A 20,581-nucleotide genomic window follows, 5' to 3' on the forward strand; every position below is an offset into this window, starting at 1 on the left:
CAACGCCCGGCCCCCGCCGGCGGGCGTCGCGGCGGGTCATCGGACCGGGTCGCGGACGCCCTCCACGATCTTGTCCAGTTCGCCGGCCAGATCGGGACTGACCTTGACGTGGACGGCGACGTAGGGGTTCTCCCAGAAGGCTCCGCGCCGACCGGCTGAGTCGGTGGTCCGTATCGCCACCGAGCGACTTCCCACGCGGCCGGGCTGTCGCTGCTCCCCGCGCAGGAACTCGTCGACCCACTGGCTGCTGTGCAGCACCGCGCCGCGGGCCACGGTGATCTCGACCTCGCGGCGGCCGTCCGACCAGCGACCGGTCGTCGCGCTCCAGTCGGTGCCGAGCCGCGTGCGGTCCCCGGGCGCCCGCCGGAGGCCGGGGGGCAGGTAGGTGACGCCGACGTAGTCGACCGGTTCGCCGGACACCGGGGGTGGCTCGGCGGGGACGACCCCGCTTACGATCCGGTCCAGTTCGGGTTCGAGATCCTGGCTGACGGCCAGGATGTATCCCAGCCCCGGCCTCTCCAGCCACAGACGCGCGTGTGCCTGCGGCCGGTCGGAGTCGGCGGCCAGGACGGCCCGGTATCCCGGTTTGCCGCCGACCTCCTGCGGAGTACCGGTGGACAGGCGCTGGTGGGCCCTGGCCCAGGCGAGCAGCTTCTCCGCGTCCGCGGCACCTGTCCCGCGTACCGCCAGAAGCCGCACCGAGGCGCCGTGGTCCCCGTTCCACTGCATCTGGGTCCAGGCGCCGGGGTGGCGCACGACGGTGACGGGCTCGTGGGGGTGCACCCCGGAGGGAAGGTGGGTCAGACGCAGGTTCTCGAAGATCCCGCCGGTGGGATCGCCGGGCTCGAGGCCGTCGGCGATGGCCCGCAGGTCGTTCCGGTGCCGCGCGCCCACGGTGACGCGCAGGGCCAGGTTCGACTGCTCCGCCCAGGCGAGGTCGTCACCCGCAGGGCTGAGGAGCCCAGGGCGCCCGCGCAGGGACGTCGCGACGCCTCCGCGCAGCGTGTCGTCCGCCTCCTGGAGCTTGTCCAGCATGCGCCCACGGTCTCCGCTCCCGGGAATCACAGGGCGGTAGACCGTGACGCGGACCAGGTTGTCTCCCGAGCCCCAGATCGCACTGGTCCCGGACAGGTCCGCGGGGTGGACCTGATCCTGTTCCGGCGCGCCGAGATCGGCGGGAAGGTATCCGACCCGGACCCCGTCGACGACGGTCGACACGGTGGGGGAGGCCACACCGCTCATCTGTGTCTCCAGATAGACCGGTACGGCCGCCGCCCCGGTCACGATCACCGCGGCCGCGGCGACCATCGCCGGCCGGGACCTCCTCCGCCGGCGCGCGCGCCGCATGGCCTGCCGGGCGAGGTCCGGCGGGGCGCCGAGAGAGGAGGTCTCCTCGATCATCGCCTGGCGGAGTTCCTGCTCAAGGTTCGACACGGGGCAACGCCTCCTCGCGGAAACCGGCGCCGATCAGGGCGCGCAACCGGGCCAGGGCCTTGGACGTCTGGCTTTTGACTGTTCCGACCGAGCAGCCCAGGATCTCGGCGGTCTGGGCCTCGGTCAGGTCCTCGAAGAAGCGCAGGACCAGGACCGCCCGCTGGCGGGGCGCCAGGGAGCGAAGGCCGATCATCAGGGTCTGGCGGAGTTCGACACCGGACATGGCGTCCGGGGCCGGACGCTCGGGCGGCGCGTGGGTGGAGAGGATCTGCAGGATCGTGTGGCGGCGGGCCCGGCTGATCGCGGTGTTGACGATGATGCGGCGGACGTAGGGCTCGGGGTCGCTGCCGGAGTGCAGGCGGCCCCAGTGGCGGTAGGCCTTCTCCAGCGCGATCTGCAGCACTTCCTCGGCCTCGTCGCGGGACCCGCAGGTGAGGTGGGCGATCCTGAACAGGCTGGTTCCCCGTGACGCGACGAATTCGGTGAACTCCTGATCGCTGTTCACGCTGTCGTCTCCGGTCTCATACCCGTCCATACGCCCGGCCGGCGTGAAGGGTTGCCGGGACGTCTCAGCGGATCACGAAGTCCGATGGCCGCAAGTATGGAGCACGTCCGCGACCCGATGCTTCTGCCATGGACGAGACGAACGCGTTTCTGCACGCGCTGACCACCCGGGAACCGGATGATCCGACGGCCTGTGACGGCTGGCGGGTACGCGATCTCGTGGCGCACATCGTCGCCGGGGCGAAGGAGGAGGCGGAGCTCATCGAGGACGCGCTGCGCGGGGTCCCGGGGCGGCCCACCCGGCCGTTCCCGGAGCGGGAGGCGGCGTATGCGGCGATGCCGTACCCCGAGCTGCTGTCGGCGCTGGCGCTGGAGGGTGTACGGCTGAACGCCGCCGTCCAGGCGCTGGCGGCCGCGGGCGGGACGGTGGAGTTCACCGGCGCGCTCATGACGGGAGCCGATTTCCGCATGCACGGCCGTTCGGAACTGGCCCTGCATCGCCGGGACCTCGTGGGCGACGACGAGGTCGGCCGGTGCCTGCTCGCGCAGCCCGAGCTGACCGCTCACGCGGTCAAGGTGCTGACGGTGATGAGCACCCTGCAGGAGTCGATCGCCACCCGCGCGGCGAGGGCGGCCGGCGCCCCCGCCGGCTTCGCGTTCCGGATGCGCAGTCCGGGGCGCGGCGACGTCGTCGTGCGCGTCGCGCCCACGCCGTCACTCCAGATGGCGCCTCCCGGTGACGAGCTGCCCGTCGTGCTGTGCTCGGCCGCGGACCGGCTGCTCGCGCTGTGGGGGCGGCGGCCGGCCGGGGAGCTCGACATGTCCCGGAACCCGGACGTCCGCGCCCTGGTGGAGTCCGTGCTCTACCTCTGAGGACCGGCCTGAGGACATCTCTGAGGACCGGCCCGAGGACCGGCCCGGCGACCGGCCGGCCGTCAGGCCGGGGAGGCCCCGCGGGAGCCGTAGGCCGGGCCGAACACGACCAGCAGGGCCAGGTCCTCGGTGACGTCCGCGAAGCGGTGCTCCTCGCCCGCCGGAACGAAGATCACCGCGCCGGGGCCGACCTCGGCCTCGCCGCTCGGCGTCACGATCCGGGCCCGGCCGGTGGTCACCACATAGATCTCGTCCTCGGTGTGCGGGCTCTGGCCGTCGGTCCCGCCCGCCGGGATGCAGTACGTCCCGACGGAGAGGTCCGCCACCTTGAGGTGCTCGACCCAGTCGCCGGCGGCCCCGGCGGCCGGCTGCGCCCACTGCCCCGCACCCTTGATGATCTCCATGTCGTGACCTTACCGGCAGGCCGGCCGGGGGTCACCGCCCGGACCTCACCTCGGGGTCGCGGTCAGTTCGCGGGACTCCTCCCGCGCCCCGGACCGGCCCAGGCGGCTGGGCCACCAGGCCCGCGGGCCCAGTTCGCGCACCAGCGCCGGCACCAGCAACGACCGCACCACCAGGGTGTCGAGCAGGACGCCGAAGGCGACGATGAAGGCGATCTGGACCAGGAAGGCCAGGGGGATCACCACCAGCGCGGCGAAGGTCGCGGCGAGCACGACGCCCGCCGAAGTGATCACTCCGCCGGTGGTGACCAGCCCGCGCAGCACGCCCTGCCGGGCCCCGTGGTGCACGGTCTCCTCGCGCACCCGGGACATGAGGAAGATGTTGTAGTCCACTCCCAGCGCGACCAGGAAGACGAAGCCGTACAGCGGCACGGACGCGTCGCTGCCGGTGAAGCCGAACACGTGCGTGAAGACCAGCGCCGAGACGCCGATGGTCGCCAGGAAGTTCAGCGCCACGGTGACCACCAGGAGCAGGGGCGTCGTCAGGGAGCGCAGCAGGGCGATCAGGACGAGCAGGATGATCGCCAGGACGACCGGGACGATGAGCAGGGTGTCGCTCTTGGCGGTCTCCGTCGTGTCGTAGCGCTGGGCGCTGTACCCGCCGACCATGACGCCGTCCTCGGCGTCGAGTACGGCGCGCAGGCGCTTGACCGTGTCCTGGGCGGCGTCGCCGTCCGGGGCGTCCCTCAGCGTGGCCTCCACCAGCACGAGGCCGTCGGCGACCCTGGGCTCGTCTCCCGGCCGTCCGCTCCGGGTCACCACCGCGGCCTCGGACACGCCCTCGACGCCGCGTGCCGCCTCCTCCACGGCCGCGGCGCGCCCGGCGGGGGCGACGATGACCGCGGGCTGCCCGGAGCCTCCGGGGAAGTGCTCGCTCAGCGTCGTCTGCGCGGCCACCGACGGCGCGTCGTTGACGAAGGTCTCGTCCAGCGGCACGCCGGCGGGGTTCAGCTGCGGCGCGAAGAAGGCGAGGGCGGCGAGCGGCAGGGCGGTCGCGATCCAGATCCGGCGCGGGTGGCGGTCGATCAGGGCGGCCACGCGACCCCAGATCCCGCGGCCGGCGGCCGGGTGCGGCTTCGCCGGCCACAGCGCGGCGCGGCCCAGCAGGACCAGGGCGGCGGGCAGGAAGGTGAGCGCGCTCAGAGCGGCGCACGCGATGCCGATGGCGCCCACCGGGCCCAGGGCGCGGTTGTTGGTCAGGCTGCTGAGCAGCAGCGCGAGCAGGCCCAGGGCCACCGTCGCGGCGCTGGCGACGATCGGCTCGAACGAGCGCCGCAGCGCGACGCGGCCCGCGGCGAAGCGGTCGCCGGTCGTGGCCAGCTCCTCGCGGAAGCGGGCGGTCAGCAGCAGCGCGTAGTCCGTGGCCGCGCCGATGACCAGGATGAACAGGATGCCCTGCACCTGGCCGTCGACCCGGACGATGTCGCGCTCGGCCAGGAAGTACACCACGGCGCACGCCAGGCCCAGGGCGAAGACCGCGCCGATGATGATGACGAGCGGCAGCAGCACGCTCCGGTACACCGCCAGCAGGATGAGCAGCACGGTGACCAGCGCCACTCCGAGCAGCAGGCCGTCGATCCCGGCGAAGGCGTCGGACAGGTCGGCCCGGGTGGCCGCGGGTCCCGCGAGCTGGGCCCGCAGGCCGTCGACCGCCACCGCCGAGCCGATCCGCTCCAGGACCTCGGCGAGCGAGTCGCCGAGATCGGGGTCGAGCTGGACCACGCCCTGCAGCGCCCGGCCGTCGTCCGACGGGATGGCGGGCGTGGGCGTCCCGACGACGCCCGCCGTACCGCGCAGTGAGGCGAGCACCCCGGTCGCCGCGGCGGTCTGTTCGGGTGTGACGTTCCCGGTGCCCCCGGCGTCCGCGGTCCACACCACGATGAGCGGCTGCGCCTCGCCCTGCCGGAAGCGTTCCTGCACCTCCAGCACGCGTGTCGACTCCGCGCTGGCGGGCAGGAACGCGGCCTGGTCGTTGGTGGACACCTCCGTGAGCTTGCCGGCGAAGGGGCCCAGCCCTCCGCCGACGGCCAGCCAGACCAGCACCAGCACCGAAGGGACGAGCCAGCGGATCGGTCGCCGCGTCTCGGGGCCGTCCATGAGATCACCTCTGTGTCATCACATATAACTCAATGATTGAGATTCTTAATTATTGAGTTAATGTAGCATGGCCACATGGACGGCGACAGCGGGGGGGACATCGACCTGCAGTCCTTCGCCGTACGGCTGCGCCGGATGAACGCCGAGTTCAACCGCGTCGCCCACGACTTCGCCGGCGCGCACGGACTGCACACCACCGACATCCAGGCCCTCGTCAAGATCTTCGACGCGCCGTCGCCGATCACCCCGAGCCGGCTGCGGGAGGAGCTGAACCTCACCTCGGGCGCCGTCACCGCGTGCCTCGACAGGCTGGAGCGGGCCGGGCACATCCGCCGGGTCCGCGACGCGCACGACCGCCGGGTGGTCCATCTGCACTACCTCGACGCGGCGAAGGACCTCGCCGCCGCCTTCTTCCAGCCGCTCGGCCGCGGCACCGGCAACGCCCTGCGGCGTTTCAGCCCGGAGGAGTTGCGCATCGTGGCCGCCTTTCTCGATGCGATGAACGAGGAACTGGACGCGTTGCGAGCCGCGCCGGGTTCCCCCTGACCCTGCTTTCGGGCGCGCGGGCCGTACGGTTGCGTGCCGGGTCTTCCGGACGCGCAGGCCGTACGGCCCGCGCCCGGTCTCAGCGCATCTTCGCGAAGAACGCGCGGACGTCGCCGACCAGCAGGTCCGGGGCCTCCATCGCCAGGAAGTGACCGCCCTCGCCCAGCTCGGTCCAGTGCACGACGTTGTGGTCGCGCTCGGCCCAGGGGCGGATGGTGACGTCGTGGGCGGAGACCAGCACGCCGGTCGGCACCGTCCCCCGCGGGGGCGCCCAGCCGCCCGCGTCCCCGCCCGTCTCCCCGCCCGTCTCCCCGCCCGTCTCCTCGCCTGGGTCCGCGCTCTCAGTCCAAGCGCCCGCGCCCGCTTCTGCGCCCTCGCTCCACGCGTCCGCGTTCTCGCTCCACGCGCCGGCGGAGATCTCCTCGTAGTAGATCTGCGCCGCCGATCCGGCCGTTCCGGTCAGCCAGTAGATCGAGACGTCGGTCAGGATGCGGTCGCGGTCGACGCTGTCCTCGGGCAGTCCCTCCTCCGGGTCGGTGAGCTCCTTGAACTTCTCCACGATCCAGGCGAGCTGGCCGACGGGCGAGTCGTGCAGCCCGTACGTCACCGTCTGCGGCCGCTTGGAGTTGCACTGCAGGTAGCCGTCGTTGAAGTCCTGCATCCTCTGCCAGCGCCGCTGCTCGGCCTCCGACAGGCCGTCCATCTCGCCCTCGGCGCCGACGGGGAAGGTGATCATGGCGTTGAGGTGGACGCCGACGACCCGGTCCGGGGCCTGCCTGCCGACCTCGGGGGCGACCCACGAACCGGTGTCGTAGCCCTGCACGCCGTACCGCCCGTATCCGAGCAGGTCCATCAGCCGCACGAACAGCCCCGCCATCCTCGCCGCGGTCATGCCCGGCCCGGCCAGCGGGGTGGAGAAGCCGAACCCGGGAAGCGACGGGATCACCAGGTGGAAGGCGTCGGACGGGTCGCCGCCGTGCGCGCGGGGATCGGACAGCGGGCCGATGACGTCGAGGAAGTCCACCACCCCGCCCGGCCAGCCGTGCAGCAGCAACAGCGGCACGGCGTCCGGCTCGGGGGAGCGTACGTGCAGGAAGTGGATGTTCTGCCCGTCGACGGCCGTGACGTACTGCGGGTGCTCGTTGATCGCGGCCTCGTGCACCCGCCAGTCGTAGCCGGTGCGCCAGTACTCGGCGAGCTCCTTCAGATAGTCCACCGGCACTCCCCGGCTCCAGCCGACGCCCGGCAGCTCGTCGGGCCAGCGGGTGCCGGCCAGCCGGGCCGCCAGGTCGTCGAGCCGGGCCTGCGGGATGTCGATGCGGAAAGGACGGATGTCGTGCGTCGGGGTCGTCATGCCCACGACGCTACGAAGCGCTTAGGACAGATGAAGTCCTAAGGCTTGATGATCTCGGCGATGCTCAGAAGCGCGTGATGGTGACCTGGGAGACCTTCTGGACGGTGACCGTGATCAGACCGGTCTCCACGGCGAAGGACTTGTCGGCGGCGCCTCCGTTGCACCTGATCATGACGTCCAGGTCGCCCGTGGCGGTGAACGCGTTGTGGAGCTCCATGACCATGCGGTGGCTGGTCGAGGAGGTGTTCACGCCGTAACCGTGGATCGCGGACAAGGTGCAGTCGGCGACGAACTCACCCCTGGCTCCGCCGGAGGGCAGCACCTGGACCTGGGCGTCGACCAGATACGACCCCGCGGGCACCCGGGCGGTGAACACCGTCGTGCCCATGAGGCCGTCGAGGACGACGCGGCGATTGCCGGTATAGAACTGCACCGGCCCGCCGAGCGCCGGGCCCGGCTCGGCCTGGGTGCTCCACGTGCGGGGGGCCTCGGCCTGGGCGACGGCTCCCGTCCCGCCCGCCAGCAGCACCACCGTCGAGAACAACGCGATCTTCCCGGCTTTCCGAAGTTCCATGACGCTTCCTCTCGTCCGTGAAGGATGATCTTCGAGAGGAAGCTACGGAGGCGGATTTGTGATCGGCTTGCGAACCCTTGTGATCTGCTTGCCGGCTGCCGCGAGCAGATTGGAGGGACGCTCTAGAGTGTTACTCTAAAAATGTGGGAGAGGTCAGCGGCCCCCGGCGCTCGGCGGAGACCCGGCTCCGCATCGTCCGGGCCGCACACGAGCTGTTCGTCGCCTGCGGCTACGCGGGGACGACCTTCCAGGAGATCGCCTCCGCCGCGGGCGTGTCCGTCCAGACGGTCTACTTCCACTACGGGAGCAAGAGCCGGCTCCTCAGGCACGTCGTCGACGTCGCCTCGGCCGGCGACGAGGAGCCCGTCCCGCTCGCCGACCGGCCCTGGTTCGCGGAGCTGGAGAAGGGCGGGGATCCGGTCGCGGTCGTGCGGCGCTGGGTCCACGAGGCCGGGATCGTCCTGGTCCGTGTGGCGCCCATCCTCGCGGTGGTGCGCGACGCGGCGGCCGCCGACTCCGGCATGGCCGCCCAGTGGGCCCGGAGCGGCGAGCGGCGCCGTACCGCGCACGGGGCGTTCGTCTCCGTCCTGGCGGGCCTGCGCGCCCTGCGGCCGGGCCTGACCGTCGAGCGCGCCGTCGACGCCGCGGTCGCGCTGCTCTCGCCGGAGCTCTTCCTCGTGGTGACCCGCGAATGCGGGTGGAGTACGGCCGGCTGGGAGGAATGGGCCGCCGGGCACCTCGCGCACGATCTGCTGCCGGTCTCGTGAACCGGGAGACCGGCGCGGACGCGGGGGAGGGCCGGAACGGATGCAGGGAAGCGGAAAAATCATGTTGATTCGGGCAACGGGGTGATCGGCACTCCGTTTAGAACTAGAGTTCCCATATGAACCAGGTGCTGCTTCTCATCGACGTCCAGCGCAACATGCTCCGGCCGCCCGCGCCGGTGCCCGCGGCGCAGGCCGTCTCGGCCACGATCACGACGTTGCTGGAGCGCGCCCGCGCGGCCGGGGCTCCGGTGATCTTCGTGCGCAACAACGGCGGGGAGGGCGATCCCGACGTTCCCGGGACGCCGGGCTGGGAGCTGGTCCACGAGGCGCTGCCCGGGGAGCGTGTGATCGACAAGAGCACTCCGGACGCCTTCCACGACACCGATCTGGCCTGGTTGCTCCCGCCGACGGCCTCCGTCGTGGTGGCCGGGATGCAGAGCGAGTGGTGCGTGCGGTCGACCTGCCTGGCAGCGCTGGAGCACGGCCACGCCGTCACGCTCGTACGCGGCGGCCACGCGACCTACGACGACGGCGAGCCCGCCGCGGACATCTCCCGGAAGGTTGAGGAGGAGCTGGCCGCGGCGGGGGTCAGGATGGCTGAGCCGTCGGAACCGTTCTGAGCCTCCGCTCCCGGATCACGGGGTGCCGCAGCAGGGCGTTGGCGGCCACCGCGACGCACACCACGCCGAGCAGGAAGCCCCAGCCCACGTCGCTCAGATGGTGCATGCCGCGATACATCCGGGAGTAGGCGATGCTCAGGGGGATCCCCAGTCCGAGCACCCACCACAGCACGTTCAGGATCTTGTAGCGGTGGGTGTGGACGGTCAGCACCAGGGCGACGCCGCAGTAGAAGGCCACCGCCGCACTGGTGTGCCCGGAGGGGAAGCTGGAGGTGGGGGGCGCGGGGTCCAGATGCGGCACGGACGGCCGCTTGCGCTCGGCCAGGACGGTCGAGAGCAGGAAGATGATCGACTGGGACCAGACGGCGACCACAAGGAAGATCGACTCGTTCCAGCGCTTGAACACCAGCCGGAAGACGACCACGAGCACGGCCGTGGCGATGACGATGACCGGCGTGTCCGACAGGCCCGACATCACGTCGGTGATGTCGGTCCAGAAGGTCGTGCGGCTGCCGGCCAGTTCCTCGTTGACGCCTTGGTCGCTCGCGCCGATGGTGGTCGTCTCCAGCACCTTGGTGATCAGGAGTCCGACACCGATCGTCAGAAAGGCCATGATGGTCAACGGCAACAGGATCAGACGAGCGGCGCCTTTGAAATCGACCGACATTCTCGACATGGAGCGCGAGCTACCCTAAAAGTGCCCCAAGGAACATCCATCGCGAAGTATTGCGGCGCGCCCTACGAGACCTCGGGCTCCACGCCCTCCTCGTACGGCACCGCCGGCCTGCGGCCCTCGTCGCGGCGCCAGGTCTCGTACCCGGTGGCCGTGGCGGCCACGGTGGCCAGCCCGAGGGCCACCCCCGCGACCACGTCGCTGACCCAGTGCACGCCGAGCGCCACCCGGCTGTAGGCGACGAACACCGTGATGACCGCGGCGGTGATCCAGGCGATCATGCGAGGGGTCCGGCCCTTCAGGAGGGGCAGCAGCAGGAGCACCAGCATGCTCGTCCCCGTCGCGGCCGCCATGGCGTGGCCCGAGGGGAACGACGCGCCCGGCGCCGACAGCAGCGGTTCCGGCAGGGCGGGACGCGCGCGGTCGACGAGCTCCTTGACCGCCAGGTTCAGCAGGCCGCTGACGGTGATCGTGACGACCGACCAGACGGCCAGGCGCCGCCATCCCCGCCTCCACAGCCAGACGGCCGCCAGCACCGCCAGGACGCGCCACGTCCACGGCCCGAACACCTCGGTCGCCACGTTGAGGAAGTCCGGATAGCCGTCGATGGAGACGGCGTGCCTGTGGAACAGCTGGGCCATGTCCTCATCGAAGGTGTACAGCGGCGGGAAGGCCGCGAGCACGAGAACCGCCAGCAGCATGAACGGCACGGAGAACAGCGTGACGGCCAGCGTGGCCAGCGTGAGCCGTACTCCCAGGCGGTGATCTGGATCCTGACGTTCGAGCAACCTGACCATCACTGATGGCTACCCGACACCACGGTTTCATGCGCCCTGCAGGTGACAAATCACCCAGGCAGGGGTCCCGTCCGGCGGACGGCCGGGTGCGGCGGGCCGGGTGGTCCGGTGCGGCGGGTCAGGCGGCCTGGCGCGGTTCGCGGCGGAGGATCCAGCGCAGCACGTCGCCGTGGCGCCGCTCCGCCTCGGCGAGCGCGGGCTCGCCGGCGTGGGCGTCCAGTACGGCCCGCAGCTGCGGCAGCCGCTCGGTCACGTCGGCCCACGCCTGGCAGGGGTCGCCCGCGCCGAGCTCGATCAACGCGTCCAGATGGGCGGCGTAGGCGGTCCACCACTGGCGGCTCAACTCCGCCAGGAAGCCGCCCAGCCCCCCGAACTCCCGCTCGATCTCGGCCTCCCACCACGGCGGGACGGTGGTGTGCCCGGTCTCGGCGAGGTCGTGGAGCACGGTGCGCGCCAGCGCGCGGCGGCGGCGGACGACGGCGGAACGTGAAGGGATGTTCATGCGGGCAGCTTGCCGATCTTCGTTTGCCGTTTGCTTAACGTGGTGTTGACGGCCGTACGCGGCATTAGTCGGGTATCTCTCTCGAGAGAATCACCATGCGCCGGCCTCCCTGCCGGAGAATCGCTTGGCGGAGTCACCGGGCCGCACTACGCTCTACTCCAGCCATTCCGCCCTGTGTCCGCGGAGCTGCCTCGCCATGGAGGAAGCCCGTATGACCCACGGTGTCGAATTCACCCATGTGGTGGACCGCACGTTGAACGCTCTCGCCGACGCCCTCGGCGCCGACGGCGCCGCGCTCATGCTCATCGACGACCACGATCGGCCGCGAGCGGTCGGCGGGTCCGACGCCGACGGCCGGTGGCTGGAGCTGGCCCAGGAGCAGGCCGGTGCGGGGCCCGCGTTCGAGAGCCTCAGCCGCGACACGGACATCGTGATCGACGATCTGCGTGCCGCCCGGCCCTCGGGTTTCCCCGGCGTGGCCGAGAAGGCGACCGGCGTGCGCGCCGTTCTGTCCGTACCGCTGCACGCGGACGACAGGGTGATCGGTTCCCTCGACTTCTACGACCGCGTCAGTCACGAATGGCAGCCCGCGAAGGTGCGTGCCGGGAGGCGGCTCGCGGAGCTCATGGTGATGGTCCTCGAAGCGCTCGCCCATAAGTCAACCTTCTCAGGGCAGTCGTAGATCTGAGTCAGTAATCGGGCCGACGCTGTGAAAGGCACCCACGTATGACGCACATTGACCAGGAAGCACTGGTCGCGAGCCTCAGAGGGCTTCAGATGACCGTCCCGGCGACGGGCATCGTCCACCAGCTTGAGCGGGCCGTCGAAGTGGTGGACACCTTGTTCGGGTACTCCGGAGCGGGATTGATGTTCGCGGGGGACCACAAGGAGTTGCGTTATCTGGTGGCCACCGACGACGCGGGGCGCAGCCTTGAGGGCGCCCAGCTCCGTGTGGGCCGAGGACCGTGCATATCCACCTTCGAAAGCGACGCCGCCGTGACGACGTGCGACGTGCGCAACGACCCCCGCTGGCCGGAGCTGGCCGACCGGCTCCACCCCGACGTCCGGGCGGTCGCCGGCGTGCCCGTACGGCTCGGCGGCGAGCCGGTGGGCACGCTCAACGTCTACCAGTCGGCCCCGTACGAGTGGGACGAGTCAGACATCCAGGCTCTCTACGCCTATGCCAACGTCATCGAGCAGATCCTCACCGCCGCGATAGCGGCCGAGGAGAAGAGCGCCCTGGCCGACCAGCTCCAGTACGCCCTCGACTACCGCGTGGTCATCGAACGGGCCATCGGCTATCTGATGGGCAAGCACGACCTGACCGCCGCCCAGGCGTTCACCGGTCTGCGCAAGCAGGCCAGGGACAGCCGCCGGAAGGTCGCCGACCTGGCGGCGGAGGTGCTCGGTGAGGGAGCGGGCGAGTTGAGGTGATCGTCATCACCTCGCGGGAGACCGGCCGCGGCACCACGGAGATCGCGGTCCGGGGTGACCTCGACTCCGTCGCCGCGGGTGAACTGCGGCGCGTCCTGCTCGGAGCCGGTCCGGCCGCGGTCGAGCTCGACCTGTCCCAGGTGGAGTTCCTGGACTGCGCGGGCGCCAGGACGCTGTTGTGGGCCGACGGGCACCTGCGGGCGATGAACGGCACGCTCACCGTCGTGCGTCCCTCACGGTTGGTGATGCGGATGCTGCGGCTGGTGGAGTTCGACCGGTATCTGTCGATCGAAAAGGTGGTCGGCGCGGGATCCCCGGCCCCGGGGGACTAACCTGACCGGTGATGTATCGATTCGTTTTCACCCAGGTTCTCAGCCGCTTCGACCCCGAGGACGTGCACCACCTGACGGTCCGCGGGCTCCGTCTGCTGTCGGTGACGCCGGTGGTGAAGAAGCTGGTCCACCGCCGCCTCGCCCCGCGCGACCCGGCGCTGCGCGTGCAGGCGTTCGGCGTGCACTTCCCCGGCCCGTTCGGGCTGGCGGCGGGCTTCGACAAGGACGCCGGATGCGTGGAGGCCATGTCCGCGCTCGGCTTCGGCCACGTCGAGGTGGGCACGATCACCGCCCACGCCCAGCCGGGCAACGCCAGGCCCCGGCTGTTCAGGCTGGCCGGCGAGCGGGCGATCATCAACCGGATGGGCTTCAACAACGCCGGCGCCGGAGCCGCGGCCAGGGCCCTGAGCCGGGTCAGGGGCGTCCCGGCGATCGTCGGGGTGAACATCGGCAAGACCAAGGTCGTGCCCGAGTCCGAGGCCGTCAGCGACTACGTGGCCAGCGCCAGGGAGCTGGCGCCGTCGGCCGACTACCTGGTCGTCAACGTCAGCTCGCCCAACACCCCCGGCCTGCGGAACCTCCAGGCGGTGGAGCTGCTGCGCCCGCTGCTCAAGGCGGTCAAGGAGGTCGCCGACGGCACCCCCAAGCGCACCCCGCTGCTGGTCAAGATCGCTCCGGACCTGGCCGACGAGGACGTGGACGCGGTCGCCGACCTGGCCCTCGAACTCGGTCTCGACGGCATCATCGCGACCAACACCACGATCAGCCGCGAGGGCGTGGCCAGCACCGAGACCGGCGGCCTGTCCGGGCGCCCGGTGAAGGCGCGCTCGCTGGAGGTGCTGCGCAGGCTGCGGTCGCGGGTCGGCGACCGGCTCGTGCTCGTCTCCGTCGGCGGGGTCGAGGACGTCGACGACGTCTGGGAGCGCCTGCTGGCCGGGGCCACCCTGGTCCAGGGCTATACCGGCCTGATCTATCACGGCCCCCTGTGGGCCAACCGCATCCACCGGCAGCTCGCCCGCCGCATGCGCCGCCACGGCGTCACCGATCTGCGCGAGATCATCGGCCGCACCGCGAGTTGAGTTATACCCTGGGTGGGTAAGGTGCGGACACTGGAGGTGCCATGAGTGTGACCACGTATACCGTGACCGGCATGACCTGCGGCCACTGCGTGAGCTCGGTCAAGGAGGAGGTCGGCGAGGTCCCCGGTGTCACCGGGGTCGAGGTCGACCTGCAGTCGGGCCGCGTCGAGGTGAGCGGTGACTCCCCCGACGACGCGGCCATCCGCGCCGCCATCGCCGAAGCGGGCTACGAAGTCGCCGGCTGACCCGGGACTCCCGCGCGCCGGGCGCGCCCGCTGCCGAATGGGCCGCCGGACGTAGGGCCGGGCCTGCGACCGGGCGGTTCGCCGGAGGTACGGCTGCGCTCCGGTTGTCGCCACCCGCCGACCGGGGCGCGCCCCGTCGCCCCACGCTCCTCGGGCGCGATGCCCCGCGCCGCCACGCCGTACGGCGAGCCACGCCAGGGGGTGGGCGGCGCCGTACGGAGAACGGCGTCACGGGGTAGACGGCGTCGTACGGTGGGCGGCGCCTTCGGCCCCCGCCCGGACGGGCCGTGCCGAGGCCCGGATCGTCACTCAGGGAGGAGGGACGCGGATCCCGGGCGGGAGGCGCGGAACAGGGCGAAGGTCTCGGAGAACTGCGAGTGCAACGGGGCGGGCGGGGCGTCCGGGGCGAACCAGCCGAGCTCGTCGAACTTGTGCGGCTCGCCGATCGCGACCTCGCCGGGATCGACCCTGACCGCGAAGATCACGGCGACCCAGTGCGAGGTGACCGGGTCGCCGCGCAGGACGTTGCGCACGCCGATCGTCTCGATCTCCAGCGCCTCGGCGCAGTACTCCTCCCGCACTTCGCGGGCGACGGCCGTCTCGAAGGACTCGCCGTACTCCAGCGCCCCGGCGCCGCAGTCCCAGACCCCCGGCTCGTCCCTGGCCCCGGCGCCGCGCCGGGCCAGCAGGATCCTGCCCCGCCCGTCGTGGCAGACGAACACGCACGAGACCGAGGGCGCCTTCGGCCGTGAACCCGTGCCGCCGTCCGGGAGCGGGGCGGCGGCCGGAGGCCGGACGGCTTCGGAGGGGTGAGCGCTGTTCATGCCTCGGGAGCGTACTCAGCCCCTCACCCGCTCGACCAGCCGTTTTCCACCGCGCCCCGCACCCGCGGATCCTGCACTCCGCGGCACCTCACGCCGCAGACCCCGCACCCGCGGCACTCCGCGCCCGGAGCCGCGCCCGGAGCCGCGCCCGGAGCCGCGCCCGGAGCCGGGGCGCGGGCCGTACGTGGCGGTGAGGAGGCGGGAGGCCGGGACGTCAGATGCTGGGACGGGTGGAGTCGGCGGCGTGGGTCAGCTCCTCCACGTGCTTCATGCTCTCGACGACCTTGACGACCCCCGCGCGGTGGCGGCGCCATCCGGTCCCGCCGCGCTGCCAGGGGTGCGGCCCGGACAGCGGGCGGTACTCGACGCCGAGCGCGTCCAGCCGCCGCAGGTGCCGTTCCAGCCGGGCGCCGAACGAGGCGTCGGCCGATCCCGCCCAGGCGACCTCCGCCAGCGCGCAGCCCCGGGGCCAGGCCCGGTAGTCGACGGCCCGGCCGTCGGGCAGGCGCTCGCTCCACAGCTGGAACTGGGCGCCCAGCACGTGCTGCGCCTCCTGCGCGCCCCAGGTCCCGGGCACCGGCTCGAACTCCGCCACGTCGGTCACCGTGATCGCGTCGCCGATGCCGATGGGCTCGTCGGGCGAGGACGCCTCCGCGTAGTCGAAGTAGAGGGGGAAGATCGGCGTCTGCACCACGTCGTGTCCCGCCCGGGCGGCGCGCTCGGCGACGCCGAGCCCGCGCCACGGCATCACGATCGTGTCGGGGCGCAGCATGCCGCTGACGAACGCCTCGTCCCACACGACCGCCCGGCTGCCCCGCTCGGCCAGCACGTCGGCGAGGCGCCGCAGGAACCAGGCGTGCATCTCGGGCAGGCTCGACAGCCCCAGCTCCTCCTGGAAGGCGACGATCTCCGACGAGGCGGCCCAGTCGTCGAGCACGCATTCGTCCCCGCCGATGTGCACGTAAGGCGTCTCACCGAGGGCCTCCAGCAGCTCGCCGATCACCTCGGCCAGGAAGTCGACCGTCGGCGGGAGGGGGGAGAGGATCGCCGGGGAGATGCCCCAGCGCTCCAGGACGGGGAACGGCTCCGGCCGCCGCCCCCCGGTCGCCCGCGCGTCCAGCTCCGGGTAGGCGGCGAGGATGGCCGAGGCGTGCCCGGGCACGTCGATCTCCGGCACGATCGTCACGGCGCGCGCCCGGGCGTAGGCGGCGATCTCGGTGAGGTCGTCGAGCGTGTAGTAGCCGCCGTGGGGGACGCCGTCGAAGGCCGGTTCCTCGTGATAGTAGGTGGTGATCGTCTGCGGCCGGTGCGAGGCCACCTCGTGCAGCCGGGGGCGGGTCCGGCTCTCGAAGCGCCACCCCTGGTCGTCCACCAGGTGCAGGTGGAGCCGGTTGAGCTTGTGCACGGCCATGAGGTCGATCATCCGCAGCACCTCCCGCTTGGGCAGGAAGTGCCGGGCGACGTCCAGGTGCACGCCCCGCCAGGGGAACCGCGGCGCGTCCTCCACCCGGACGAACGGCACGCTCCCGCCGGCCGGGACGTTGCGGAAAGCCGAGCCGGGCAGGAGCTGGCGCAGCGTCTGCCCGGCGTAGAACGCGCCGGACGGGCCGGCGGCCTCGATCCGCACGCCCCCGGCGGAGACCTCCAGCCGGTAGGCCTCCGGGCCCAGGGACGCGTCGTGTCCGACCACGATCGTTTCCGGCCCCGGTCCTGACTCGGGTCCTGACTCGGACCCGGCGGGCCGCAGGTCCAACGCGGCCAGCGCCCGCCGTACCGCGTCCACCAGCTGGGCGGGACCGGAGATCGGGGTGCCGGGGGAGAGGTCGAGGGATCCGGAACCGGGCTCGGCGGACAGGGGACGGGGGAGCAGGTCGGTCATGGCCCGATCATCCCAAAGAGCCCGGGGAACGCCACGCGGGGAGCTCACATGTTGTGCATAGCGGCATGGGTACGGCCGGATATCCACAGGCTGTGGATATCCGATCGGAGATCGCCGCGGGTCTAGCGCAGATAGTCCTGCAGGCCGTCGACCAGCGCGAGCGCGACCTTCTGCCGGAACTCGGCGGACCGGAAGAGCCGCGCCTCGGCGGGGTTCTTCATGTTGCCGGTCTCGATGAAGACCTTCGGGACCGTGGAGAGGTTGAGCCCGCCCAGGTCGTCGCGGTAGTCGAGGGCCTGGCGGCCGATGTAGGTGGAGTACGGCCGGCCGGTGCCCTCGCGGAAGGCCTTGCGCACGGCGAGGCCGAGCTTCTCGGACTCGGCCACCATCCGGGCCGTCTGGCTCCTGATCCTCTTCGGCATGATCACGTGGAAGCCGCGGTTGCCCGTGGCCGAGCCGTCGGCGTGCACCGAGATCGCCGCGTCCGCCCCGGCGTCGTTGCCGATCGCCGACCGCTCGGTGATGCACGGGCCGTACGGCGTCCGGGTGGTGCGGGTCAGCACGACCTTCGCCCCCCTGGCCCGCAGGAGCGCGGTCATCCGCTTGGACACGTCCCAGGTGAACGCGGCCTCGGAGTAGCCGCTCGCGGTGGCCGTGCCCGTGGTGTCGCAGGCCTTGCGCCGGGTCTCGACGTCGACCAGCCTGTTGATCTCGGCGGTGTGCCGGAAGTTGTTCTCGTTGTGCCCCGGGTCGATGACCACCACCTTGCCGGCCAGCGGCTGAGGTGAGGCGGTCCGCTCCCTGGTCGGCAGGGCGGAGGGAGTGGGTTGCGGGGCGGCGGTGTCCTCGGCCGTGCCGGTGGGTTCCGGGACCGGCGTGTCGTCCGGAGAGCCCGGCGAGGCCGTCTCCTCCGGAGATCCTCCGGAGGGCGTGGTCTGCGCCGGGCTCGCCGCGGGCCCGGTGGCCTGTACGGAGCCCGTGCCGGTGTCGTCCTGGGCGCCGCCGCAGGCGGTGACGCCCAGAGCACAGAGGGCAAGGGCCGCCGTGAGCGCTCTGCCAGTCACGTTCATCCCCCCGTAGGAACCGTCAGCCCACCAATGTACGTGGCCCGACGCCGTGACCGCGGCCCGGTGTCACCAGACGTGTTCCTCGATTTCCTGTCTCTGCAGGAACGCGGCCAGCTCCCGCGCGTCCTCGGCGTCCACGCCGAGGACCACGCGCGGGCGTCCCCATGGATGGTCGATGGAATGGGCCACGTAGCTGGCCACGGAGTCGGCTCCGGCATCCCCGTGCCTGCCCCGGGCGGCGCGCCACTGCGCCCACGCCCGCTCCAGCTCGGAGGCGGCGCGCTGAGCGCATGACACCAGTTCTGGATCACGCATGATTACCCCCTTATCAGGACCTGAGTGAACACCAGACGCGCGTGTCACCCACGGGGGTTTGCCCAGCCTTGGTGCCCGCCTGGAGGCGCTGTAACGCTCCAGGCGGGCCGTTTACGATCCGATGGGGCCGGTGCTGCGCCGTACGATCAGCTGCGGGGTGACCTGGCGCATCCGCGAGGCCTTGCCGGGATCGCCGATCCGGTCGCTGAGCAGCGCCGCGGCCGAGCGGCCCATCGCCCTGCGCGGCTGGTCCACCGTGGTCAGCGAGATCGGCGGGACGCCCGACAGCTGGGAGTTGTCGTAGCCCACCACCGACAGGTCCTCGGGCACCCGCAGTCCGAGCTCGGCCGCGGCGGCCAGCACGCCCGTGGCCACGCGGTCGTTGACGGCGAAGACGGCCGTGGGCCGGGGGTCGCGGGACAGCAGGCTCCGCGCGGCCCGCGCGCCGCCCTCCTCGGTGGCCTCGGCCTGCTCGACCGTGATGTACGGCGCCAGCGCGTGCCTGCGCATCGCCACCAGGTAGCCCTCGCAGCGGAACCGGCCGGAGGAGGAGCAGGAGCCCTCGATGTGGGCGATCCTGCGGTGGCCGAGCTCCACGAGGTGGTCGACGGCCAGGCGGGAGCCGAGCTCGTCGTCGTCCACGACGATGTCCACGCCGCCCAGGTCGATGTCGCGCTCGCCGACCACGACGGTGGGGGTGTACGCGGTGGCCTCGATGAGCGTCTCACTGGTGGGCGGGATGCCGAGCAGGACGAGCCCGTCCACCCGCAGCTCCAGGAAGGCCTCGACGGCCTCGTCCTCGAATGCGGGGTCCCACTGGCTGTTGCCGATGAGCAGCCGGAGCCCCTCGCCGTGCAGGCTCTCCTGCAGGCCGTCCAGGAACTCGGCGTAGAAGGGGTTGTGCAGGTTGGCGACGAGCGCGCCGACCAGGTGGGTGCGGCCCTCGACGAGGCTGCGCGCGACCGCGTTGGGCCGGTAGCCGAGGTCCCTGGCTGCCTGCAGCACGGCCTGCCTGCGGTGCTCGCTGACGTGCGGTGATCCGCGCAGTACCAGCGAGACCAGCGATTTGGAGACGCCGGCCCGTTCGGCGACGTTGCGGATGGTGGGCCGCGGGCGCGGTCCGGAACCGTCTGGCGGGACGGTGACGGCGAGCGCGCGGGCTCTGGTGACGGCGGTGTTGACCGGCGGTCCTGACATGGCCTCTCCCCCGGAATGGTGGGTGGGCACCTGTGCGGGTGTCTGGATGCCCTCTCACTCAAAACGATCGAGTTCCGGATCGGGTACGGCTTTGGCGCGATCTACCTTCGATCTTGACCATGCGGCTGCCGGGCACCGGCTCGGATAGTCTGCGGATGTGAGTTCGACATCCGGAGCGGCCAAGCAGGACAAGCCGGTGGCGGGCGGCGCACGCCCGGCACGGCGCAGGCTCAGCGTGGACCGGCGCCGTGAGGAGCTCATGGCGGCGGCTCTGGAGCTGTTCAGCAAGCACGACGCCGAAGACGTCTCCATCGACGACGTCGCCTCGGCGGCGGGGGCCTCGCGGGCCCTGGTCTATCACTACTTCGGCGGCAAGCAGGAGCTCTACGTCGCGGCGCTCAGGAGCGCCGCGACCCAGCTGGAGACCCGGCTGCGCCCCCAGGGCAACGGCCGCCCGCTGGACGAGCTGGCCTCCGGGCTGGAGCGTTATTTCGATTTCGTCGAGGAGCACGCGGCGGGGTTCGCCGCGCTGCTCAAGGGCGGCCCGGCCAACCGCAGCGGTGAGATCGGGGAGATCGTCGACAGTGTCCGGCACCGTCTGTTCAATCTGATCACCAAGCAGATGCGGGTCGAGGAGCCCGGTCCCGCTCTGCGCATGACGCTGCGCTCGTGGATCGCCTCCGTCGAGACGGCCGGTCTCGACTGGCTGGAGCACCGGGACATCGAGCGGGCGGTGCTGGAGCGCATGCTGGTCGATCACATGGTGGCGCTGCTCGGGGTGGCCGCGAACCACGACCCGCAGGTCGAAAGGCTCGTCGAGGAACTCGTCCGCGACCAGTTGCTCTGAGTTGCCCTGGGGCGTTGCCCTGGGGCGTTCTTCGGGTCTTCTCCGGAGACGTCGCCGGACGCTCCGGCGACTGCGGGCGCCGCGACGGATGCGGCGCCCCGGCGGATGCGGCGATTCACGTGGGGCGGCGCCGGGCGGGCGACGCCGCTCTCCACATAAG

General features: G+C 71.8%; 24 protein-coding genes. 10 read left to right on the forward strand and 14 right to left on the reverse strand.

All coding sequences use genetic code 11. The features are described 5' to 3' along the window. Positions 1 to 36: 36 nt before the first annotated feature. Together Pta02_RS30945 and Pta02_RS30950 are read right to left on the reverse strand one after the other, a co-directional pair. Positions 37 to 1,434 (reverse strand): hypothetical protein, encoded by a 1,398-nt coding sequence (locus Pta02_RS30945; protein WP_203878513.1) that lies wholly within the window; start codon positions 1,432 to 1,434, stop codon positions 37 to 39. Continuing rightward, positions 1,421 to 1,939, reverse strand: a complete 519-nt coding sequence (locus tag Pta02_RS30950) for a SigE family RNA polymerase sigma factor (protein WP_239131354.1) — start codon at positions 1,937 to 1,939, stop codon at positions 1,421 to 1,423. The genes Pta02_RS30945 and Pta02_RS30950 overlap by 14 nt, the downstream gene beginning before the upstream one ends. Positions 1,940 to 2,067: 128 nt before the next feature. Here Pta02_RS30950 and Pta02_RS30955 point away from each other — a divergent pair, with 128 nt between their 5' ends. After that, positions 2,068 to 2,811 carry a maleylpyruvate isomerase N-terminal domain-containing protein gene (locus Pta02_RS30955; protein WP_203878515.1) on the forward strand — a complete coding sequence of 248 codons (744 nt, stop codon included), beginning with the start codon at positions 2,068 to 2,070 and terminating at the stop codon, positions 2,809 to 2,811. A 62-nt stretch (positions 2,812 to 2,873) separates the two neighbouring features. Here Pta02_RS30955 and Pta02_RS30960 read toward each other — a convergent pair whose 3' ends face one another. Further along, positions 2,874 to 3,215, reverse strand: a complete 342-nt coding sequence (locus Pta02_RS30960; RefSeq protein ID WP_203878516.1) for a cupin domain-containing protein — start codon at positions 3,213 to 3,215, stop codon at positions 2,874 to 2,876. Between the two features lie 45 nt (positions 3,216 to 3,260). Beyond that, complete coding sequence (locus Pta02_RS30965) at positions 3,261 to 5,369, reverse strand: MMPL family transporter (RefSeq protein WP_203878517.1); 2,109 nt, start codon at positions 5,367 to 5,369, stop codon at positions 3,261 to 3,263. A gap of 75 nt (positions 5,370 to 5,444) precedes the next feature. Between Pta02_RS30965 and Pta02_RS30970 the strand changes: the two genes are divergently transcribed. Continuing rightward, complete coding sequence (locus Pta02_RS30970; RefSeq protein ID WP_203878518.1) at positions 5,445 to 5,915, forward strand: MarR family winged helix-turn-helix transcriptional regulator; 471 nt, start codon at positions 5,445 to 5,447, stop codon at positions 5,913 to 5,915. A 79-nt stretch (positions 5,916 to 5,994) separates the two neighbouring features. Here Pta02_RS30970 and Pta02_RS30975 read toward each other — a convergent pair whose 3' ends face one another. Together Pta02_RS30975 and Pta02_RS30980 are read right to left on the reverse strand one after the other, a co-directional pair. Next, complete coding sequence (locus Pta02_RS30975) at positions 5,995 to 7,269, reverse strand: epoxide hydrolase family protein (RefSeq protein ID WP_203878519.1); 1,275 nt, start codon at positions 7,267 to 7,269, stop codon at positions 5,995 to 5,997. 64 nt (positions 7,270 to 7,333) lie between these two features. Further along, the gene (locus tag Pta02_RS30980; RefSeq protein ID WP_203878520.1) at positions 7,334 to 7,843 is read right to left on the reverse strand and encodes a hypothetical protein; all 510 of its coding nucleotides are present in this window, start codon (positions 7,841 to 7,843) and stop codon (positions 7,334 to 7,336) included. 143 nt (positions 7,844 to 7,986) lie between these two features. Here Pta02_RS30980 and Pta02_RS30985 point away from each other — a divergent pair, with 143 nt between their 5' ends. After that, positions 7,987 to 8,610, forward strand: a complete 624-nt coding sequence (locus tag Pta02_RS30985) for a TetR/AcrR family transcriptional regulator (protein WP_203878521.1) — start codon at positions 7,987 to 7,989, stop codon at positions 8,608 to 8,610. Positions 8,611 to 8,726: 116 nt separating this feature from the next. Beyond that, complete coding sequence (locus Pta02_RS30990) at positions 8,727 to 9,230, forward strand: isochorismatase family protein (protein WP_203878522.1); 504 nt, start codon at positions 8,727 to 8,729, stop codon at positions 9,228 to 9,230. Here the strand turns inward: Pta02_RS30990 and Pta02_RS30995 are convergent. The 3 genes from Pta02_RS30995 to Pta02_RS31005 all read right to left on the reverse strand — a co-directional run bounded on the left by Pta02_RS30995 (position 9,199) and on the right by Pta02_RS31005 (position 11,202). Further along, positions 9,199 to 9,843, reverse strand: coding sequence for a phosphatase PAP2 family protein (locus Pta02_RS30995; protein WP_239131363.1), 645 nt, complete (start codon positions 9,841 to 9,843; stop codon positions 9,199 to 9,201). The genes Pta02_RS30990 and Pta02_RS30995 overlap by 32 nt on opposite strands. Before the next feature lie 125 nt (positions 9,844 to 9,968). Continuing rightward, the gene (locus Pta02_RS31000; protein WP_203878524.1) at positions 9,969 to 10,700 is read right to left on the reverse strand and encodes a phosphatase PAP2 family protein; all 732 of its coding nucleotides are present in this window, start codon (positions 10,698 to 10,700) and stop codon (positions 9,969 to 9,971) included. 118 nt (positions 10,701 to 10,818) lie between these two features. Continuing rightward, on the reverse strand, positions 10,819 to 11,202 hold the full coding sequence (locus Pta02_RS31005) for a hypothetical protein (RefSeq protein WP_203878525.1): 384 nt from the start codon (positions 11,200 to 11,202) through the stop codon (positions 10,819 to 10,821). 211 nt (positions 11,203 to 11,413) lie between these two features. Between Pta02_RS31005 and Pta02_RS31010 the strand changes: the two genes are divergently transcribed. Genes Pta02_RS31010 through Pta02_RS31030 form a run of 5 tightly spaced genes read left to right on the forward strand, consistent with a single transcriptional unit; the run spans position 11,414 to position 14,292 of the window. Further along, entirely contained in the window at positions 11,414 to 11,884 is a 471-nt protein-coding gene (locus tag Pta02_RS31010) for a GAF domain-containing protein (protein WP_203878526.1), read from the forward strand. Between the two features lie 44 nt (positions 11,885 to 11,928). Further along, complete coding sequence (locus Pta02_RS31015; RefSeq protein ID WP_203878527.1) at positions 11,929 to 12,636, forward strand: GAF and ANTAR domain-containing protein; 708 nt, start codon at positions 11,929 to 11,931, stop codon at positions 12,634 to 12,636. Further along, entirely contained in the window at positions 12,633 to 12,968 is a 336-nt protein-coding gene (locus Pta02_RS31020) for an STAS domain-containing protein (protein ID WP_203878528.1), read from the forward strand. Before Pta02_RS31015 ends, Pta02_RS31020 begins: the two co-directional genes overlap by 4 nt. An 11-nt stretch (positions 12,969 to 12,979) precedes the next feature. Then, positions 12,980 to 14,047: a quinone-dependent dihydroorotate dehydrogenase gene (locus Pta02_RS31025; RefSeq protein ID WP_203878529.1), complete on the forward strand. Its 1,068-nt coding sequence runs from the start codon at positions 12,980 to 12,982 to the stop codon at positions 14,045 to 14,047. Positions 14,048 to 14,088: 41 nt separating this feature from the next. Continuing rightward, positions 14,089 to 14,292 carry a heavy-metal-associated domain-containing protein gene (locus Pta02_RS31030; protein WP_203878530.1) on the forward strand — a complete coding sequence of 68 codons (204 nt, stop codon included), beginning with the start codon at positions 14,089 to 14,091 and terminating at the stop codon, positions 14,290 to 14,292. 305 nt (positions 14,293 to 14,597) lie between these two features. On the opposite strand, the gene Pta02_RS31035 is transcribed toward Pta02_RS31030, so the two are convergent. The 5 genes from Pta02_RS31035 to Pta02_RS31055 form a co-directional block, all read right to left on the reverse strand. After that, entirely contained in the window at positions 14,598 to 15,116 is a 519-nt protein-coding gene (locus Pta02_RS31035; RefSeq protein WP_203878531.1) for an NUDIX hydrolase, read from the reverse strand. A gap of 214 nt (positions 15,117 to 15,330) precedes the next feature. Beyond that, a complete protein-coding gene (locus Pta02_RS31040) occupies positions 15,331 to 16,995 on the reverse strand; it encodes a beta-N-acetylhexosaminidase (RefSeq protein WP_203878532.1) in 1,665 nt (554 codons plus the stop codon). Between the two features lie 122 nt (positions 16,996 to 17,117). Then, positions 17,118 to 18,065, reverse strand: a complete 948-nt coding sequence (locus Pta02_RS31045) for an N-acetylmuramoyl-L-alanine amidase (RefSeq protein WP_203878533.1) — start codon at positions 18,063 to 18,065, stop codon at positions 17,118 to 17,120. Between the two features lie 63 nt (positions 18,066 to 18,128). Further along, positions 18,129 to 18,377, reverse strand: coding sequence for a hypothetical protein (locus tag Pta02_RS31050; RefSeq protein WP_203878534.1), 249 nt, complete (start codon positions 18,375 to 18,377; stop codon positions 18,129 to 18,131). A 111-nt stretch (positions 18,378 to 18,488) separates the two neighbouring features. Then, positions 18,489 to 19,574: a LacI family DNA-binding transcriptional regulator gene (locus Pta02_RS31055; protein ID WP_203878535.1), complete on the reverse strand. Its 1,086-nt coding sequence runs from the start codon at positions 19,572 to 19,574 to the stop codon at positions 18,489 to 18,491. A 157-nt stretch (positions 19,575 to 19,731) separates the two neighbouring features. Between Pta02_RS31055 and Pta02_RS31060 the strand changes: the two genes are divergently transcribed. Then, positions 19,732 to 20,421: a TetR/AcrR family transcriptional regulator gene (locus Pta02_RS31060; protein WP_239131356.1), complete on the forward strand. Its 690-nt coding sequence runs from the start codon at positions 19,732 to 19,734 to the stop codon at positions 20,419 to 20,421. The last annotated feature ends 160 nt before the right edge of the window (positions 20,422 to 20,581 follow it).

This window comes from Paraplanobispora takensis (genome assembly GCF_016863195.1).
GTDB lineage: Bacteria > Actinomycetota > Actinomycetes > Streptosporangiales > Streptosporangiaceae > Planobispora > Planobispora takensis.